Source organism: Nocardia sp. NPDC051929 (assembly GCF_044548645.1).
Classification (GTDB): Bacteria; Actinomycetota; Actinomycetes; order Mycobacteriales; family Mycobacteriaceae; genus Nocardia; species Nocardia sichangensis.
Window position 1 is genome coordinate 160,994 of record NZ_JBIUCG010000008.1, and the last position, 18,206, is coordinate 179,199.

Genomic DNA, 18,206 nt, shown 5'->3' on the forward strand with positions numbered 1-18,206 from the left:
TCGATGAAACTGCATCCGCTGACCCGCATCTCGTTGCGGACGGTGGCGCTCGGCTACTTGTTCGTACTGCTGGTGCTGCCGCTGATCATCATCCTGTGGCGCACGTTCGAGCGGGGGATCGGCGCGTTCGTCGACTCGATCACCACGCCCGCGGCGATCTCGGCGTTCCAGCTCTCCCTCCTGATCGTCGCGATCACCGTCCCGGTGAACGTGGTCTTCGGCATCGTGACGGCGCTCGCGCTGGTGCGTGGAAAGTTCCCGGGCCGCAACCTGGTTCAGGGCATCGTGGACTTGCCGTTCGCGGTCTCGCCCGTGGTGGTCGGCGTCTCGCTGATCCTGCTCTGGGGCGCGGGCGGCTGGTTCGGCGGTCTGGAAGACCTGGGCTTCAAGGTCATCTTCAACCTACCGGGCATGGTGATCGCCACCATCTTCGTGACGCTGCCGTTCGTGGTGCGCGAGGTCGAGCCGGTGCTGCACGAGATCGGCGACGACCAGGAGCAGGCCGCGGCCACCCTGGGCGCGTCCAAGTGGCAGACCTTCTGGCGGATCACGCTTCCCGCGATCCGGTGGGGCCTGACCTACGGCGTGGTGCTCACCGTGGCCCGCGCGCTCGGCGAGTTCGGCGCCGTGATCATGGTGTCCTCCGCGCTGCCTGGCAAGTCGCAGACGCTGACGTTGCTCGTGCACGGCCGGTACATCAACGACCACAACACCTTCGGCGCGTACTCCGCCGCCACCTTGCTGATGGGCATCGCCCTCGTCACCCTTCTGCTGATGACCCTCCTCGAACGTAAGCGGGGCACAAAGTGATCACCGTGACCAACGCGAACAAGAACTACGGCACGTTCGCCGCCCTCGACGATGTCAGTCTGGACATCCCCTCGGGCGAACTCACCGCGCTGCTCGGCCCGTCGGGTTCGGGCAAGTCGACGCTGCTGCGCTCGATCGCCGGGCTGGAGTCGCTGGACACCGGCGTGGTCAGCATCGCGGGGCGCGACGTCACCCGGGTGCCGCCGCAGAAGCGCGACATCGGCTTCGTGTTCCAGCACTACGCGGCGTTCAAACACATGACCGTGCGCGACAACGTGGCGTTCGGCCTGAAGATCCGCAAGCGCCCGAAGCACGAGATCAGCAAGCGCGTCGACGAATTGCTCGGCATCGTGGGACTGGACGGCTTCCAGCACCGCTACCCGGCCCAGCTGTCGGGTGGCCAGCGCCAGCGTATGGCGCTGGCCCGCGCGCTCGCCGTCGATCCGCAGGTGCTGCTGCTGGACGAGCCGTTCGGCGCGCTGGACGCCAAGGTCCGCGCCGACCTGCGGACCTGGCTGCGCAGGCTGCACGAGGAGGTCCACGTGACCACCGTGCTGGTCACCCACGACCAGGAGGAGGCGCTCGACGTCGCCGACCGGATCGCGGTGATGAACAAGGGCCGCATCGAGCAGATCGGCACTCCGGAGGACGTGTACGACCGGCCGGCCAACGAGTTCGTCATGTCGTTCCTCGGCGCGGTGGCCCGGCTCAACGGACATCTGGTGCGGCCACACGACATTCGCGTCGGCCGGGATCCCGGCATGGCGCTCGCCGAGCACGAGGGCACCGCCGATTCCGCGGGCGTCACCAGGGCGACGGTCGAGCGCGTCGTGCACCTCGGCTTCGAGGTGCGCGTGGAACTGCGCAACGCAGCGACCGGCGACCTGTTCGCCGCGCAGGTCACCCGCGGTGACGCCGAGGCGCTGCGACTGTCGGACGGCGAGACGGTGTACGTCCGCGCCACTCGGATCCCGGAACTGCCCGCGCACTAAGGGTTTTCGCGAACCGGTCGCATACTCGTCGACATAGGGAGTGTGGCGCTGAGAAGTTGCCACACTCTCTCCCGTTGCCGTGTCCACTGCTATCCGGCTGCGCTGCGGAACGGTTGCCGACGGGGAAGCGAGGTGTGCGCCAGGCGGCGGTCGTAGCGGCGTCGGGCCGGACCCGGCATGCGATGCGAATATCGACGACTGTCGCCGGTCCGGCGCCCCGTCCATTCGGCGAATTGTCGGCACGGATCCGTCAAGGGGAGTCTCCCCATGTGGAGCGCTGTCGCTCGGCGCCGTGCGCGTAAGAACCCGGATTCCGGCAAACATCCACCGGGCATGATCTATCCCCGCGTGTCGCAAGGAAATCCGACTGGACGGCATGTGTAGTGCTGGTTGGCCTGGTGAGGGCGTCGTAGCCCGTGGATTCGGATGCGGCGAGGCACAGGCGGCTTGCGGACAATCGGTTGTCCGGACTTGGCACGAAGATCGCGGAGTGGTTGCCTAAACGGCGTTCGAAGCAAATCGGCACGGCGATCGGGTGGATTGCGATGGCGGTTGGTCTCGGGTTGAGCATCGGTACGGTGAACACGGTTTCCGTTCTCGCGGAGGAAGGTTCGGCCAAGGCTCCGCCGGGGCGACGCAAAACGCAGCGGGCGCAGACCATCACGCGCCGCACCACGCTGACCTTCGACAGCACCGGCGTGGCCAGGGTGGGCATGATTCCCCGGCACGGCCGCGCGGTCACCGAATTCGCCGATCTCACGCAGCGTTCCAGCACGTGGGCGCGGGTGGGCAACCGCGCGCTCGCCCCGGCGGACCTCGTCGCGACGGTGGCGAAGTGCCTGACCGACGAGGTGCGGCAGGACCATCCCGGCTGCGGAAGCGGGCTCGGCATCGCGGTGGCCTATCCGGCCCGCTATGCCGACGAGCAGGTGGACGCGTTGCGCGCGGCGCTGGACGGCGTGGAACTGACGCAGGCGGCGCTGGTGGCCGAACCCGTCGCGGCGGCGGCCTGGCTGGAGGCCGACCGTGGTCCGCTCATGCCGGGTCTCGCCCTCGTCTACGACCTCGGCGGTGCCGGGCTCGACGTCACGCTGGTCCGGGTGGGTGCGGGATGTCCGCGCAATCCGATCGTCGGGGTCTCGCTGCGTTCCACCGAGTTCGGCGGACGCGCGTTCGGGGCGTTGATCGCCGAGCAAGCCGGGCCGGGCCCGCACTCGTCTTCGGTCGCCGAGTCGGTCGCCGACACGATCGCGGGCGAACTGCGCGTCAAGCATGTCCGGGAGTCGCTGGAACTCGTCTACCGCTGCTTGCGGGTCGCGGACGTCACCATGGCCGACGTCGACCGCGTGCTGGTGGTCGGCGGGGCGGCGCGACCGGCGGAGGTGGCCGAGGTCTTGGCGGCGGAATTGGCCAGGCCGGTGATCGTCGCCGCCGATCCCGGGCGGACCACCGCCGACGGCGCCGCGATCCTCGGACGGAGGGCGGCGGCCGCGGCCGAGGCGGCGGCCGAGCTGCGCCGGGTCAGGCGCAGGCGCGTCCGTCGTCGTGCCGCCACGCGGGCCCTGATGCTGTCGCGCCGGACCAGGCGCAGGCTGGGCCGGGTGGTCGTCGTCACGAGTATGTCGGCGGTATTCGGTTTCGGGACTTCGATCCTGGCGGTCGGTGACGGGGTGCTGGTGAGTTAGGCCCCGGCACGGACCGCGATGAACAGGGGCCGTCCGGCGGTGCGCGTGATGAGGGCGCGCATCGCCGGACGGCCCTAGCAACTGCTGGGTTGACGTAACTCTCCGTTGGTGTAACTATGGGATACAGTTAAACGGTTCCATCGAGGAGAGGCAGTGACGACGATGTCCGCAGCCGTGACACCAGCCGTCGATCCCGATCTTGAAAAGGCGCAGGAGTACGCCGCGAAGCTGCTGCTGCTCTCCGAGGGATCGGTCAACAAGCACTTCGATCCCTTCGAGGACATCGACTGGGACAACCCCGACTTCGCCGCCGACGCCGGCGAGGAGCGCTGGATTCTGCCCGTGTCCGCCGACACGGTGGCGCGCCACCCCTGGTATCAGGCGTTGTCGACCGAACAGAAGATCGCGGTCGGCAAGTACCGGCAGGCGAACATCGCCAAGGTCGGCCTGCAGTTCGAGTCGATCCTGATCAGCGGCATGGTCATCCACAACTTCGGCCTGCCCAACGGCTCGCCGGAGTTCCGGTACTGCTCCCACGAGATGATCGAGGAGCACAACCACACCCTGATGTTCCAGGAGATGGTCAACCGGATCGGCTTGGACGTGCCCGGCATGGGCCCGCTGGTCAGCAAGTTCAAGTACCTGGGCGCGCCCGTGGCGGCCTGGTTCCCGAATCTGTTCTTCATGGCCGTGCTGGCCGGTGAGGAGCCGATCGACCACATCCAGAAGCAGATCTTGCGCTCGGGCGAAGAGGTGCACCCGATCATGCGCGGCGTGATGGCCATTCACGTCGCCGAAGAGGCGCGGCACATCTCCTTCGCGCACGAGTTCCTGAAGAACCATGTGCCGGAAGCGAAGCCGGCGCAGAAGTTCATCCTCTCGCTGGCCATGCCGATCGTCATGCGGATTCTCGGCCGCTCGATCGTCACGCCGCCGCGGTCGTTCTTCGCCGAGTTCGACATCCCGGAGAAGGTCCGCAAGGAGCTGTTCTACGGCTCGCCGGAGGCCAAGCGGGTCTTCAGCGATTACTTCTGTGACGTGCGCGCCCTGGCCAAGGACATCGGATTGATGAACCCGGTCGCCAAGGCGGTCTGGAAGGCGCTCGGCATCGACGGTCCCAGCACTCGGTACCGATCCGAACCGCTGCGCGCCGCGAACAAGGTCGCCTGAGTCGCATGCCGTACGTCGTCACCCAATCCTGTTGCAGCGACGCGTCCTGCGTGTACGCCTGCCCGGTCAACTGCATCCATCCCACGCCCGACGAACCGGACTTCCGGACGGCGGAGATGCTGTACGTCGACCCGCAGGCGTGCGTGGACTGCGGCGCCTGCGCCACCGCGTGCCCGGTCGACGCCATCGTGTCATCGAAGAAGCTGACCGCTGAGCAGAAGCCGTTCATCGAGATCAACGCCGATTTCTACCGGCAGGCGCGACCGCGCCCCCTGCTGGCGCGACCGGTGCCCGCGGCACGGATCCACACCGAGCGCACGCCGCTGCGGGTGGCGATCGTGGGGTCGGGTCCTTCGGCGATGTACGCCGCCGACGAACTGCTGACCCAGCCCGAGGTGTCGGTGACGGTGTTCGACCGGTTGCCGGTGCCCTACGGGCTGGCCAGGCACGGCGTCGCACCGGACCACGAGAAGACCCGCAAGGTCGGCGAGCTGTTCGACGTCATCGCGGCCCAGCCGGGGTTCCGTTCGTACTTGAACGTGGACGTGGGCGCGCACGTTTCGCATGCCGAGCTGCTCGAGCACTTCCACGCCGTGATCTACGCCGTCGGCGCGTCGTCGGATCGCAAGCTCGGCATCCCGGGTGAGGGCTTGGCGGGCAATGTCTCGGCCACCGACTTCGTCGCCTGGTACAACGGTCATCCCGACTACGCCGACCGTGCCTTCGACCTGTCCGGCCGGCGTGCCGTGATCGTCGGCAACGGCAATGTCGCGCTCGACGTTGCGCGCGTCCTCACCAGCGACCCGGCGACGCTGACCGGCACCGACATCGCGCCCTACGCATTGCGGGCGTTGCGCGAGAGCAAGGTCGAGGAGGTGGTCGTGCTCGGGCGGCGCGGTCCGCTCGAATCCGCTTTCACAGTGCCGGAGTTCGTCGGCTTGCTCGGATGCGACGTGGACATCGTGATCGAGGGTGAGCTGCCCGAGCTCGGCGCGGAACTGCCGTTCCATGTCGAACAGAAGCTGCGGCTGCTGCACAGCGTGCGCACCCGGCCGGTGGGGCAGCGCAAGCGCATCGTGTTCCGCTATCTGGCCGGGCCCACCGAGATCCTCGGCACCGATCGGGTGACCGGTCTCGCAATCGGCCGCACCGAGCTGGTCACCGATCCGGACGGCCGCATCAGCGCCGTCGGGACCGGGCAGACCGATCGGCTCGACGCGGGCCTGGTGCTCACCTCGGTCGGCTACCGCGGCGTGGCGGTGCCGGGCCTGCCGTTCGACGAGCGGGCCGCGGTGATCCCGAACCAGGACGGCCGGGTGCTGGAGCGCCCGGGCGGCGCCGTGGTCACCGGCACCTACGTGACCGGCTGGATCAAGCGCGGGCCCACCGGCTTCATCGGGACCAACAAGTCCTGCGCGCAGGAGACGGTGCGGCAGTTGGCCGCCGACTTCAACGCGGGCCGCCTGACCGAACCCGCCGGCAGCGCAGCGGAACTCGATCGGCTGGTGCGGCTGCGGCAGCCCGCGGTGCGGGCCGGGGGAGCGGTGGAAGCTCGCCCAGGCCGGGTCCGCCGCTTGCTGGCGCGCGCCTGACGAACCCCGCCTCGGGATACCCCGGCCGCGCCGGTATCCCGAGGCGGTCCCACGTCCAGAGGTCACCGTGCGGTGAAGCCGCCGTCGATGGCGAGTGCCGCACCCGTGACGAAACTGGCTTCACCGCTGAGCAAATAGGCGCAGAACGAGGCGATCTCCTCCGGCGTCGCGATGCGGCCGAGCGGGTGCAGCGCCGCGATGGCAGCCACTCCTTCGGGCGTCGCGCCCATCGAATTACGGAACGCCGGGGTGTCGACCGCCCCGGAGACCAGTGCGTTCACCCGCACTCCCTGATCGGCGGCTTCGAGCGCCGCCGCACGCGTCAAGCCGACCACTCCGTGTTTGGCGGCGACGTACGGCGCCACCGAGCCCATGCCCACCACACCCAGATTCGACGCGTTGTTCAGGATCGCGCCGCCGCCGGAGGCCGCCAGCGCGGGAACCTGATGCCGCAGGCCGTAGAACACGCTGGTGAGATTGAGCTCGAGATCGGCGCGCCAATCCGCCTCGTCGATCTCCGCGACCGGGCCGAACGCGTGCACCGCGCCCGCGTTGTTGAACGCGGCGTCCAGGCGACCGAATTCGGATACCGCGGCGTCGGTCAACCGGGCCACGTCCTGTTCCACCGTGACATCGGTCGGCACGAACAGCGCGCGCCCGCCGGCCGCGCGGATGTCGGCGGCCACCTGCTCACCCGCGTCCTTGCCGCGTGCGCCGAGCACGACCGCGGCGCCTTCGCCCGCGACCCGCAGCGCGACGGCCTTGCCCACGCCCGAGGTCGCGCCGGTGACCAAGACGACCTGCTCCGCGAACCGTGTTGCCATCGTTCGATTTCCTCTCCACTCTCGCGATCGCACCTCCGTGGTGTGACCCGATGTCGAGTCAAGCCGGACGCGAACGAGAATGCTGGCGGTAATTGGACATCTAGTTGATGTGTCAATTGAATGCCGTCCCGTGGCGGCGTGCCGAGATGCACGGATTTGGCAAGGATTTGGTTACCTACCGGTGAGTGTCCGTCGAGCGGTGTGCTTTCGGTGGGGCAAACCGGCGATCGGTCGGATTTTCTCCTCATATCGAGATCGCTGTATGGTAGCGGAAATGCTGTGGGCTCAGTCTGATTCGTGACGTCGAGCCGGCTGGACGCGGGCGTCCACTCGTATCTACCTGGCAATTCGGACGATTATTGCTATCGGTCGAACATTCCGTATCAATTGCGCATCCACGTCGACGTGAAACAGCTAACCTGTGGTGGCTGTTTGGAAGACGACCGCGGCCACAGGGGAACGCCATGTGATGGACGTGGTCACGGTGCGTTGACGGGATAGCGAATGACTACAGGTCTGGGTTTCAGCATCGGTGCAGTGAATTCCGTGACGGCTTCGGTCAGCGCGGATCGGCCACGGCCGGCGGTGCGGTCTCGCCGCACCGCGGTGACCTTCGACAGCGCGGGTGGACTGCGCCTCGGCGGGATTCCGCAATTCAGCATGGCGGTCACGGATTTCGCCGATCTGAGCCGTGATCCGGAGGCCGTGATCGTCGGCGGCCGCATCTGGTCGCCGGCCAATCTCGTGGCCGCGGTGGTCAACGAGCTCAGGGCGGTCGAGCCGGACGCGTCCGAGGCGGGCGTCGTGACCACCTACCCGGCGGTGTATTCCGACAAGCAGGTCGCGTTGTTGCGCCAGGCGCTGGACCTATCCGGGGCGAGCGACGTGCTGCTGGTGCCCGAGCCCGTCGCGGCGGCGGAATGGCTGGAACACGAGCACGGCCCGCTGGATGCCGATTTCATCTTGATCTACGACCTCGGCGGCACCAGCCTCGATGTGAGCATCGTGCGCGTCGGGCCCGACTGGGACAACCATCCGATGATCGGGAAGCCGACGCGCTCCCACGATTTCGGCGGCAGGCCGCTGGGGTCGATGATCGCGCGGTACGCCCCGGACGTCTCGCGCGCCGGACTGTCGATGACATCGATCGTCGATATCGACGGACTGCGTACCGCGCATGTGCAGGACTCGCTCCAATTGGTCCGCGACTGTGTGCGGGAAGCGGGCATCACGCTTTCCGATATCGGGCGTGTGCTGCTGGTGGGAGGGGCGTCGCGGCCTGCGGAGGTAGCGCGCACGCTCGCCGAACTCGGTCGGCCCGTGCTGATCTCGGCCGATCCGGGGCAGACGATCGCCGCGGGGGCCGCGCTGATGGCGGCGCGCACCATGGCGCTCGGTGCGTCGGACCGCCGCGCCGCCGCGCCTCGCGTGGCGGTGTTCTCCAGTGCCGCGGTGGTCTCCGCGGTGGCCATGTCGGCCGTGACCGTCTTCGGCGGATCCATGGTTCCCGAGCTGGCGCCGATGCTCGAGCATCTTCCGCAAATCAGTTTCCCGGCCGATAGTCTGCTGGTCGACGTCGGAAGCGAGCACCTCGCCGACGCCTGGTCCCGGATGGCCGTGCCCGCCGCATGGAACTCGGGCCGGGCGCTGCCCTCGCTGCTATCGCAGCCGACTTCCGCGTATACCCGATTCATCACACCGGTTCCGCGCAGCACCGGTTACGGTCCGTCGGTGGCCGAGTCCAGGATCGGCTCGCACCGGGATCCGCGAAACTGCTGCGCCCATGGGAGCCTGCGGTACCGGGGATATGGCGATCCCGCCTATTTCGTGAATCCATTGCCGTTCGCTCCGGTGGTTCGTCCCGTGCCCGGAGGCATCGTGCAGCCGCCCGTTCCCGGACCGGCTCCTGGTCTGCCGCTGCCGGGGCAGGCACCCGGGTCTGATCTGCCCGGACAGCCGCCCGCGCCGGGGCAGGTATCCGCTCCCTGGTCGGGCACGCCGGGCTCCACCGGTCCGGTATCGCAGAACGGCTCGAAGCCTGCGGAGCCCAGTGGGACGGCACCAGGGAGTTCTGCGGGCGGTCCGTCGACCGGAAGGTCGGACTCACCGGGCGGCGGTACGGCAACGGGCGAGCACGGCGAACCCTCCGCATCGAATTCGTCCTCTTCCGGGACAGCGAGCCCCGGGAGTTCCTCGTCCGTGGGGACCGACGGAACATCCACCTCGTCCGGCGGGAGCGCGTCGAGCGGTGGCTCGGCGAACGATTCCACCGCGCACGAATCCTCCGACGACTCGCCGGGCGGGTCGACCGGTGGATCGTCGTGGGGAGGGTCGCCCGGGCACTCCACGACGCACGGATCGTCTTCGGCTGGGCCTGCCGGTAACTCGTCGTCGGACGGGTCGGCCGGTAATCCGTCGAACCATGGCTCGTCCTCCGGCGGCTCGGCTGAAACTTCGTCGGCCCACGGCTCGGGGGCGTCGGCCGGTAATTCATCGAGCGGGCGGCCGGGCGGCGCGCCGTCGGCGGGCGGCCACTCGGGTGGGAACCCCTCGGGCGCTTCGTCGTTCGGCGGCTCGCCGGGCCGATCCGGCTCGATCGGTGGGTCGGCAGGCGGGTCGTCCAGAGGAGGCGCCGGAGGTGCGGGCGGTGTCGGCGGCGGAGGGCGCGGTCGATAGCGGCCCAGCCCGGGACGGCGAATTGCCCGGTGGCGGTGCGGGTCTGGTCGCGCCGGATTCGACGGCGGGTGCGGCGGCCGCGAGGCACAATGGGTTGATGGCATCCGGGGGTCCCCAGCTGATCGCGCTGGACGTAGACGGGACGCTGCTGGATACGGGAACACCGATCAGTGCGCGGGTGGTCGCGGCGGTGCGCGCGGCCGTGGCGGCGGGTGCGCATGTCGTGATCACCACGGGACGCACGCTGCTGACCACACGTCCGGTGCTCACCGAACTCGGTCTGCGCGACGGACATGCCCTCTGCTCGAACGGCGCCGTGCAGATCGACGTCGCCAGGGGCGAACCGGTGGCGATCCAGGCGTTCGACCCGGCGCCCGCGATCACCGCGCTGCGCGCGCTGTTTCCCGCGATGATCTTCGCCGTGGAGAAGGTCGGCATCGGCACCTGGGCCACCGGAGCGAGTCCCGGCGAATTCTCGCTCGGCGAGTATCTGCTCGTCGACCATCACGCGTTGAGCAGCGAACCGACCCCGCGACTGAACGGCTGGCTGCCGGACGGTTCGCTGGAGGAGATGTTGCTGGCGCTGCGGTCCTTGCGCGTGCCCGGCGCGAGCTGGGTGCACGGCGAGTTCGGGCCGTGGCTCACCGTCTGCCGTCAGGGCGTGTCGAAGGGTTGGGCGCTGGAACAGCTCCGCATCGCACTCGGTGTCCCGGACGAAGCGACGCTGGCCATCGGCGACGGCTACAACGATCGGGAAATGCTGCGCTGGGCGGCGCACTCGGTCGCGATGGCGAACGCGCCCACGGACGTTCGCGATCTCGCGGACGAAGTGACCGGCCATGTCCTCGAGGACGGCGTCGCCACCGTCCTGGAGCGCTGGTTCCGTCCCTGATCTTCCGATCGGGTCCGTTTCGAGCGAGAATCGCCCGGAGTGCGCGGCGTGGTGTCCGTCGAGAGGATACGGGCAGCACGCCGCCGTACTGCTGCATTACGCGGGACCGGTCTCGGCGAGTATCTCGAGGTAGTGCGGGTTGGACATGAGGCCGAGGACGTTGCCGAACGGGTCCACAACGGCGGCGGTGACGAAGCCCTCGCCGTTGCCGCGCGGGGTGATGGGATCGTAGACGGTCGCGCCGAGTTCCAGCAGCCGGTCGAACGTTGCCCGCACGTCGTCGACGTGCCAGTTCACGATCGCGCCGCCGGGGGCGTTGCGCGCTCCGGCGGGCGCGTAGGCGCGGTTCACGATGCCGAATTCGTGCTGGTAGTCGCCGATGCGGAACTCGTAGTAGCCGTTGGGCACCTGGTAGTAGGGCTCGGCGCCGAAGAACCGCGCGTACCAGTCCTTGGCGGCCTCGAGGTCGTCGGCGTAGAAAGTGCTCGTCGCCATTCCGCGGAGCATGGTGGTCTCCTTCGAATCGTTCTCATCCGTACTCGTAGATCCATCATCCGAGTAAAAGTGCGCACCGAATGAGCACTTTTGACGGCAGAATTGTGCGTATGCGAGCGGACCGATTGGTGGCGATCCTGCTGATGATGCAGACCCGAGGACGGGTGACGGCCGCGCAGGTCGCGGCGGAGCTCGAGACCTCGGTCGCCACCGCGCGCCGGGATCTCGAGGCGCTGTCGGCCGCAGGGGTGCCGGTGTATCCGCAGCCGGGGCGTGGCGGCGGCTGGTCGCTGGTGGGCGGTGCGCGCACGGATCTGACGGGGCTGACGGCGGGCGAGGCGCGGGCGCTGTTCCTCTTGGCGGGTCCCTCCGCGGGCGCGGTGCCGGAAGCCAAGTCGGCGCTGCGCAAGCTGGTGCGCGCGCTGCCGCAGACCTTTCGCGGCGAAGCGGAGGCGGCGGCCGATGCGGTGGTGATCGATCCCGCGCGCTGGGGTGCGACGGATCGCGAGCTGCCCCCGCTGGTGTCGCTGCTGCAACGCGCTGTCGTGCAGCGGGAAAAGGTCCGGCTGCGCTATGCGAACCGGACCGGGAAGCGGTCCGAGCGTCTCGTCGATCCCTGGGGTCTGGCTGACAAGGACGGTGTCTGGTACCTGATAGCCGGAACCGAGCGGGGCCGGCGGACTTTTCGCGTCGATCGGATCTCCGAGGCGTCTTGCACCGGTGAACCGGCGCATCGCCCAGCGGATTTCGATCTCGCCGGCGCCTGGGAACAGGTGGTCGAGGAGATGGAGCAGCGGCGCGCGACCCTCGCCGCCACCGTGTTGATCTCCGAGCGTCTGTTGCCGATCCTGCACGACCAGCAGGGGCGGAACTGCGTTGTGGACGGTCCGGTTGCCGACGGCCGCATCCAGGTTCGCGTCACCGCTCCCACCGCCTGGATGCTGGCCCAGCAGCTGGCGGGCTGGGGCGCCTCGATCGAGGTCCTCGACCCGCCCGAGGTCCGCGCCGAATTGGCCAGCCTCGGCGCCGAACTGGTCGAACGGTACGGATCGGACGGCCGGTCCGGCGCGGCACCATGACACTGTCCTGGGTAGATCGCAGGCATCGAACGCGGGTTGCTCCGCCGTCGCGGCGGACCCGGGTTCGGTCGCTGCCCGCAAGGGCCTGGCCGGAGACGGGGCGTGTCGTCCTCGAATACCGCCGTGATCCTGGAACGGAGCGGTCGCGTCGTTCGCCTCGATCGGCGCCCGCAGCGCATTGCGCTCGGTTGTCCGCCTTTCGAGATGTGGTGGAGGCACCCGACCGCCGGCGCCTCCGCCACGTGTCCGATCAGCGCGACACGAGAACATGTCCGGCCAGCGTGCGCACCATGTCCGAGGCGAGCACGGCGTGACCGCTCATGCTGAAGTGGATGAGGTCGGCGCTCATAAGGTCGGGCCGCAGGCGCAGCGGGTGGTCCCATAGTTCGAGCAGGAGCGCGTCGTAGCGGGCGGCCAGTTCGCGGACCAGGTCGTTGAGCGCGGCCATCCGGTCGCGCATCGGACGCATCGGCGCCATGCGCTCGATTTCCCAGACGTCGGCGAGGGTGAAGGTCACGATCCGCGCTCCGGTGCGGGCCAGCGTTCCGAACAGCGTGTCCAGGTTGGAACGCAATTCGGCGAGGTCGCCGCCCGGCAGGAACAGGTCGTTGCCGCCGCAGCTGAGATGCACGAGATCGGGCCGGAATTCGAGTACGGAGGGCAACTGCTCGGCGATGACCTGGGCGGAGGTGGCGCCGATCCGGCCGGTGTTCAGGTAAGCCAGATCCGGGCGAACCGAAGTGAGCACGGCCGCGACGCGGTCGGCCCAGCCCGCGAATTCGTAACCCGGGCTCGGATCGCCGACGCCCTGCGCGATGGAGTCGCCGAGCACCGCGTAGCGCTGCCACGGGGCTTCGGCGAGCAGACGCCGCTGTTCCGCGGGCGGCAGCAGCAGCGGATCGTTCTCTTCGGTACGAATATTGTTGTCGCTCACGCTGATTCCTAGTTGTCGACGGAGAAGGACGGAGTGCGGGCCGGTAGCGCGGCCAGGCAAGCGGCCGCGGCGGCGATGCCCGCGCACACGGCGAAGACGATGTGGAACGCGCCGAGTGGATCGTCGGGACGTGCCGCGAACACGGCGGCGAGCACGGCCACGCCGAGCGCCCCGCCCACTTGCCGCGCGGTCAGATTCATGCCGGTGCCTGCGGCGAACTGCTGCGGCGGAAGGGCACCGGCCGCCGCGGTGCCCAGCACCGTGACGACGAAACCGATGCCGCCGCCGCCGAGCACACCGGCCGGAATCCACGCCGACCACAGGGCTGGAGTGGCGCCGAAGGCATCCGTGCTCATCCACGCGGTGCACGCCACGAACATCAACGCACCGAGCACGCCGAGCCACCGCCTGGCCGTCGCCGAGCCGATCCGGCCCGCGACGGTCGCCGTCACCATCGACGCGACCGCTCCGATGGTCATGGCTCCTGCGGAGCCGAGCACCGAGTAGTCCCAGATCGCGTCCAGGAACAGCGGTCCCGACAGCAGCCAGGCGAACATGGCCGCGCCGAAGACGAACGAGGTGGCGTTGGCCAGAGCGTAGGACTTGCTGCGCCACAGGTCGACGGCGATCGCGGGTTCATGATGGCGCGCCGAACGGATGAGGGCGGCCACGACCAGCAGTCCGCCGCCGATCAGCGCGGTCAGTGTCCCCGCCGAGGTCCACCCCCAGCGCTGCCCTTCGGTGACGCCCGCGACCAGCCCGCCCAGCCCGAGCGCCACCGCGAGGGTGCCGAGCGGATCCGGCAGCGCACCGCCGGATCGACGGTCGTCGGGGGCCGGAACGCGCGCCGCCGCCATGATGAGCAGCAGTGCCACCGGAACGTTGATGACGAAAACCGCCCGCCAGTCGAATCCTTCGACCAGCGCGCCACCGAGTGCGGGACCGACGACAGCGGCGAACCCGCCCGCGGCCGACCAGGCTCCGATGGCCGCGCCGATCTTCTCCCGCGGCGTGGCGGCGAGCACCAAGCCGAGAGCGGACGGCACCATCAGCGCCGCGGCGCCGCCTTGCAGCACCCGGCCCGCGATGAGCCAGCCCGCTGTCGGGGCGAGCCCGCACAGCAGGGAGGTGAGGGCGAAACCAGCCAGCCCGCCGAGGAACAGCCTGCGGCGGCCGAGCGCGTCGGCGAGACGTCCGGCCGGGGTGAGCAACGCGGCGAAAGCGACCGCGTAGCCGCTGACGACCCAGGTCAGCGTGGCGGTCGCCGTGCCGGGGTAGTCCCGGGCGATCGACGGGAAGGCGATATTGACGACGGAGAGATCCAGAAAGGCGATGAAGGCGGCGCCGCAGGCGATCAGCAAGGTGCGCGTGGCCGCGGTCGCGGTCGGTGGGCTGTCGAGCCGCACGGACGCGTCGGTCATGGGAAGTCCTTAGTCGGGGATACAAAACGCACGATCGTTCGTTCAAATAAAATACGACCATACGTTCGTATGTGCAATAGTGAAGTGGAAGAATGGCCGCATGACCGAGTCCGTCACCACACGCGACCAGCCGCGCGGCACCGATCAGCGCCTGGCCAAGGGCGCGCGGGCGCGTGCGTCGATCGCCCGCCACGCCGCCGACGTGGCGTCTGTCGAGGGCCTCACCGGCCTCAGCATCGGCCGCTTGGCCACCGACCTTGGGCTCAGCAAGAGCGGCATCGCCACCCTTTTCGGCAGCAAGGAGAGCCTGCAGATCGCGGCGGTGAAATCCGCGCGGCAGGTCTTCATCGACGAAGTCATCACGCCGAGCCTGAGCGAGCCGGCCGGACTACCGCGCCTGCGCGCCCTGGTCGAGCGCTGGCTGGGTCAGGTGGCCGACCCGGCATTCCCCGGCGGGTGCTTCCGCGTCGCGACACTCGCCGAGTTCGACAGCAGGCCGGGACCCGTGCGTGACGCCATCGCCGAAGACCGCAGGGACTGGCTCGCGTTCCTGACCAAGGAGATTCGCCGGGCGCAGGACCAGGGCCATTTCGGTGCGCGCAGCGCCGACGCCGTCGCGTTCGAACTGGACGCGGTGATCGCCGCGGCGCACACGGCGCGGCAGATGGGTGACGAGTGGGGCGTCACTACCGCGCGCCACCTCGTGGCGGATCTGCTCGGCCCGGGCGACTAGTCGGCCGGTGAACCGTTGACCAGGTAGTCCAGGTAGGAACCCGGGATCGGGGACAGTTCCACGCCTTCGGCGTCCACGATGTGCGGCCGGATGGTGCCGGTGGGCGTGATCTCGGGGCTTTCGATCAGCACCGTGGTCGCTACCGGAAGGGCGAAGAACTGCACCGCGAACGGCATGGCGGTGGCCAGTTCCAGCAGGGTGGTGTAGTACGACGACCGGTGCGCGTGGTCTTCGAAGCATTCCACCGACCAACCGGAGGACTCGGGGTCGTCCGGCTCCGTGCGCGCCAGCACCAGGACCGGTGATTCGAGTCCGCACGACGAGATGGTGGCCCGCTGGTCCTCGCCGGGAAAGTCGAGGCGATCGGTGAGGCCGACCCCGGCCGCCACTTCGCGCTGGTACCACACATCCCGCAGGGTGCGGTCGATCTGCTCGGCCCAGGTCTGCGCATCGGTACGTTCGGCGAGGCCCAGTGTGCCGTCGTCGCGGCCGCGCACCCGGACCAGATTCCAGCCGATCTGAATCGTTTCGCCGGGGTGGTAGCGCGTGCCCGCCGCGACGGTGGACTCCAGATACGACAGCAGCCAGTTCTCCATGCCGGGCAGCCGCGGCTCGGTGAAGAGAAGGGTGAACTCGGGATGTCCGTGGCTGGCGCAGGAGGTGGTGCGGAACGACTCGGCCATGCCACGTTCCTAGCACGCGACAGCGTCACGCGGGCACGCCCGCCCGGGAACCGCCGCGAACGCCCGGTCAGGCCGAGAGCGCGCGAGTGTCCGCGATCACCGCGTGATAGCGATCCAGGATGACCTCGGTGAGGGCCGGATGCGCGCCGAGCACATCGGCGTGGATCGCCTCCGGCGCCGCGTCGACGAGGCGATCGGTCAGTAATCCGGGTGCGAGGAACCAGGGAGCGACCAGCACGTGCTCGGCGCCGCGAGCGTGCAGTCGCGAAATCGCCTCGGTGACCGGCGGTTCGGTGGTCGCGAAGCAGATCTCGGTGCGCCAGCCGGTGCGGGCGGCCAGGCGGGTGGCCACCTCGGCGGTCCGGGCGTTGGCCGCCGCCGACGACGATCCGACCGCCGCGACCGCGACGCCGAGGCGCCGATCCGCGAAGCGGTGCCCGGCGCCGGCGGCGAGGACACGGTCGCGCAGCGCACCGACCAGTCCGGCGTCCACGCCGAGCACGTCGGCTTGGGTCAGGCGCAGCCCGAGATGGCGGGCGCGGGCCGCGGCGAGCAGGCCGGGCAGATCGACCCTGGCGTGGAAGGCGCTGCCGAGCAGCAGCGGCGTCACCACCGCGTGCGTGTGCCCGTCGGCGGCGACGGCATCCACCACCTGTTCGACCGACGGGGCGGTGAGATCGAGGAACGCCGTCCTGACGTCGAGGTCCGGACGAGCGGCGGCGACGGCGCCGACCACCTCCGCGACGGTTGCCGCCGACCGCGGATCGCGGCTGCCGTGGGCCACCGCGATCAGCGCGGGCGGTCGCGCCGGGCTGCCGTCGAGCCCGGGGGCGATCCGGGAAGTCGCGCAGCCCGGACCGCCCGCCGGGGCGACAGCGCCCAGGACCGGCGGGGCGCCGAACAGGGCTCGCGACACCGCCATGTCAGGCCCCGGTGCCGACCTCGACGGCGGTCAGCACGTCACCGACCAGACCGGCCGCCAGCGTGTTGCCGCCCGCCGGATCGATCAGCAGGAAGCTGCCGGTGTGCCGGTTGGCTCGGTAGTCGTCGGCCGCGATCGGCTCGGCGACTCGCACCGAGATGCGCCCGATGTCGTTGAGCTCCAGCGACTCCGGGTTCGGGTCGGCCGCGAGGCGCTGCTCGTCGAAGCGCTCCAGCAGCGCGCCGACGATCGCCTGGGTGGTCCGGGTGCCGTGCTTGAGCAGCAGCCGCGCACCGGGGCGCAGCGGCTTGTCACCCAGCCAGCACACCGTGGCGTCGAAGGTGTCGATCGGCTCGGGCGCGTCGGCGGCCGCGGCGATGATGTCGCCCCGCGAGATGTCGACCTCGTCGGCCAGGATCAGCGTGACGCTGCGTCCGGCCTGCGCCACCGCGAGCTCGCCGTCGGGGGTGTCGATCCGCTCCACAGTCGTGCGGATGCCCGACGGCAGCACCACGACCTCGTCGCCGGGAGCGACCGCGCCCGCCGCGATCTGTCCCGCGTAGCCGCGGTAGTCCGGGTGCTCGGCGGTGCGCGGCCGGATCACGTACTGCACCGGGAACCGCAGGCCCAGCTCGTGATCGCCGGTGCTGTCGGCGTCGACCGGCACCGATTCCAGGTGCTCGATCAGCGACGGCCCGTCGTAATACGGGGTGTTGTCCGACCGGGTGGCGATGTTGTCGCCGTGCAGCGCCGAGACCGGGATCTCCAGCACGTCCTCGCTCGACCAGCCCAGCGTGCTGGTGAGTTCGTTGAACTCCGCGGAGATGGCGGCGAACACCGCGGCGGCGTCGTCCACCAGATCGATCTTGTTCACCGCGAGCACCAGCTTCGGCACACCGAGCAGCGCGAGCACGGCGGCGTGCCTGCGGGTCTGCTCGATGACGCCCTTGCGCGCGTCGACGAGCAGGATCACCAGCTGCGCGGTGGACGCGCCGGACACGGTGTTGCGGGTGTACTGCACGTGCCCGGGGGTGTCCGCGAGCACGAATGAGCGGCGCGGAGTGGCGAAGTAGCGGTAGGCGACATCGATGGTGATGCCCTGTTCGCGTTCCGCGCGCAACCCGTCCACGAGCAGCGAGAGATCCGGGGTGGCGAGACCTTTGTCCACCGACGCGCGGGTGACGGCGTCGATCTGGTCGGCCAGAACGGATTTCGTGTCGTAGAGCAGGCGTCCGACCAGAGTGGACTTGCCGTCGTCGACAGAACCGGCGGTGGCCAGCCTCAATAGGTCGGACATG

16 protein-coding genes are annotated in these 18,206 nt (G+C 69.5%); 9 read left to right on the forward strand and 7 right to left on the reverse strand.

All coding sequences use genetic code 11. The features are described 5' to 3' along the window. Positions 1-3 precede the first annotated feature (3 nt). The 5 genes from cysW to ACIHAX_RS12480 all read left to right on the forward strand — a co-directional run bounded on the left by cysW (position 4) and on the right by ACIHAX_RS12480 (position 6,249). On the forward strand, positions 4-810 hold the full coding sequence (gene cysW, locus ACIHAX_RS12460; protein ID WP_355072388.1) for a sulfate ABC transporter permease subunit CysW: 807 nt from the start codon (positions 4-6) through the stop codon (positions 808-810). After that, positions 807-1,802, forward strand: a complete 996-nt coding sequence (locus ACIHAX_RS12465; protein WP_355072390.1) for a sulfate ABC transporter ATP-binding protein — start codon at positions 807-809, stop codon at positions 1,800-1,802. The genes cysW and ACIHAX_RS12465 overlap by 4 nt, the downstream gene beginning before the upstream one ends. Before the next feature lie 578 nt (positions 1,803-2,380). Continuing rightward, positions 2,381-3,487 (forward strand): hypothetical protein, encoded by a 1,107-nt coding sequence (locus ACIHAX_RS12470; protein WP_356966408.1) that lies wholly within the window; start codon positions 2,381-2,383, stop codon positions 3,485-3,487. A gap of 153 nt (positions 3,488-3,640) precedes the next feature. Further along, positions 3,641-4,657, forward strand: coding sequence for a diiron oxygenase (locus ACIHAX_RS12475; RefSeq protein ID WP_397277323.1), 1,017 nt, complete (start codon positions 3,641-3,643; stop codon positions 4,655-4,657). 5 nt (positions 4,658-4,662) lie between these two features. Next, a complete protein-coding gene (locus ACIHAX_RS12480; protein ID WP_364432076.1) occupies positions 4,663-6,249 on the forward strand; it encodes an FAD-dependent oxidoreductase in 1,587 nt (528 codons plus the stop codon). Positions 6,250-6,311: 62 nt separating this feature from the next. Here the strand turns inward: ACIHAX_RS12480 and ACIHAX_RS12485 are convergent, their stop codons facing one another. Next, positions 6,312-7,073: a glucose 1-dehydrogenase gene (locus ACIHAX_RS12485; protein WP_364432079.1), complete on the reverse strand. Its 762-nt coding sequence runs from the start codon at positions 7,071-7,073 to the stop codon at positions 6,312-6,314. Between the two features lie 537 nt (positions 7,074-7,610). On the opposite strand from ACIHAX_RS12485, the gene ACIHAX_RS12490 reads away from it, so the two are divergent. Then, on the forward strand, positions 7,611-9,749 hold the full coding sequence (locus ACIHAX_RS12490) for an Hsp70 family protein (protein ID WP_397277326.1): 2,139 nt from the start codon (positions 7,611-7,613) through the stop codon (positions 9,747-9,749). A gap of 97 nt (positions 9,750-9,846) precedes the next feature. Then, positions 9,847-10,641, forward strand: coding sequence for an HAD family hydrolase (locus ACIHAX_RS12495; RefSeq protein WP_355072400.1), 795 nt, complete (start codon positions 9,847-9,849; stop codon positions 10,639-10,641). 96 nt (positions 10,642-10,737) lie between these two features. On the opposite strand, the gene ACIHAX_RS12500 is transcribed toward ACIHAX_RS12495, so the two are convergent. Then, positions 10,738-11,148 carry a VOC family protein gene (locus tag ACIHAX_RS12500; protein ID WP_355072402.1) on the reverse strand — a complete coding sequence of 137 codons (411 nt, stop codon included), beginning with the start codon at positions 11,146-11,148 and terminating at the stop codon, positions 10,738-10,740. 98 nt (positions 11,149-11,246) lie between these two features. On the opposite strand from ACIHAX_RS12500, the gene ACIHAX_RS12505 reads away from it, so the two are divergent. Beyond that, positions 11,247-12,215 (forward strand): helix-turn-helix transcriptional regulator, encoded by a 969-nt coding sequence (locus tag ACIHAX_RS12505; protein WP_397277329.1) that lies wholly within the window; start codon positions 11,247-11,249, stop codon positions 12,213-12,215. 250 nt (positions 12,216-12,465) lie between these two features. Here the strand turns inward: ACIHAX_RS12505 and ACIHAX_RS12510 are convergent, their stop codons facing one another. Both ACIHAX_RS12510 and ACIHAX_RS12515 read right to left on the reverse strand, forming a co-directional pair. Beyond that, positions 12,466-13,149: an SGNH/GDSL hydrolase family protein gene (locus ACIHAX_RS12510; RefSeq protein ID WP_364432090.1), complete on the reverse strand. Its 684-nt coding sequence runs from the start codon at positions 13,147-13,149 to the stop codon at positions 12,466-12,468. Between the two features lie 8 nt (positions 13,150-13,157). Further along, entirely contained in the window at positions 13,158-14,570 is a 1,413-nt protein-coding gene (locus tag ACIHAX_RS12515) for an MFS transporter (RefSeq protein ID WP_397277331.1), read from the reverse strand. A 100-nt stretch (positions 14,571-14,670) separates the two neighbouring features. Between ACIHAX_RS12515 and ACIHAX_RS12520 the strand changes: the two genes are divergently transcribed. After that, positions 14,671-15,303, forward strand: a complete 633-nt coding sequence (locus tag ACIHAX_RS12520) for a TetR/AcrR family transcriptional regulator (RefSeq protein WP_397277333.1) — start codon at positions 14,671-14,673, stop codon at positions 15,301-15,303. Here ACIHAX_RS12520 and ACIHAX_RS12525 read toward each other — a convergent pair. From ACIHAX_RS12525 to ACIHAX_RS12535, 3 genes are all read right to left on the reverse strand, one after another. Beyond that, positions 15,300-15,986 carry a hypothetical protein gene (locus ACIHAX_RS12525; RefSeq protein WP_397277335.1) on the reverse strand — a complete coding sequence of 229 codons (687 nt, stop codon included), beginning with the start codon at positions 15,984-15,986 and terminating at the stop codon, positions 15,300-15,302. The two genes, ACIHAX_RS12520 and ACIHAX_RS12525, sit on opposite strands and share 4 nt — an antisense overlap. A gap of 67 nt (positions 15,987-16,053) precedes the next feature. Next, positions 16,054-16,908, reverse strand: coding sequence for a sirohydrochlorin chelatase (locus ACIHAX_RS12530; protein WP_397277337.1), 855 nt, complete (start codon positions 16,906-16,908; stop codon positions 16,054-16,056). Position 16,909: 1 nt separating this feature from the next. Beyond that, positions 16,910-18,205, reverse strand: coding sequence for a GTP-binding protein (locus tag ACIHAX_RS12535; RefSeq protein WP_355072416.1), 1,296 nt, complete (start codon positions 18,203-18,205; stop codon positions 16,910-16,912). Between the last annotated feature and the right edge of the window lies 1 nt (position 18,206).

Coding starts and splice junctions, on each gene's coding strand:
- cysW (WP_355072388.1), top strand. CDS start 4: ATGAAACTGCATCCGCTGACCCGCATCTCGTTGCGGACGGTGGCGCTC.
- ACIHAX_RS12480 (WP_364432076.1), top strand. CDS start 4,663: ATGCCGTACGTCGTCACCCAATCCTGTTGCAGCGACGCGTCCTGCGTG.
- ACIHAX_RS12485 (WP_364432079.1), bottom strand. CDS start 7,073: ATGGCAACACGGTTCGCGGAGCAGGTCGTCTTGGTCACCGGCGCGACC.
- ACIHAX_RS12495 (WP_355072400.1), top strand. CDS start 9,847: ATGGCATCCGGGGGTCCCCAGCTGATCGCGCTGGACGTAGACGGGACG.
- ACIHAX_RS12500 (WP_355072402.1), bottom strand. CDS start 11,148: ATGCTCCGCGGAATGGCGACGAGCACTTTCTACGCCGACGACCTCGAG.
- ACIHAX_RS12505 (WP_397277329.1), top strand. CDS start 11,247: ATGCGAGCGGACCGATTGGTGGCGATCCTGCTGATGATGCAGACCCGA.
- ACIHAX_RS12515 (WP_397277331.1), bottom strand. CDS start 14,570: ATGACCGACGCGTCCGTGCGGCTCGACAGCCCACCGACCGCGACCGCG.
- ACIHAX_RS12520 (WP_397277333.1), top strand. CDS start 14,671: ATGACCGAGTCCGTCACCACACGCGACCAGCCGCGCGGCACCGATCAG.
- ACIHAX_RS12525 (WP_397277335.1), bottom strand. CDS start 15,986: ATGGCCGAGTCGTTCCGCACCACCTCCTGCGCCAGCCACGGACATCCC.
- ACIHAX_RS12530 (WP_397277337.1), bottom strand. CDS start 16,908: ATGGCGGTGTCGCGAGCCCTGTTCGGCGCCCCGCCGGTCCTGGGCGCT.
- ACIHAX_RS12535 (WP_355072416.1), bottom strand. CDS start 18,205: ATGTCCGACCTATTGAGGCTGGCCACCGCCGGTTCTGTCGACGACGGC.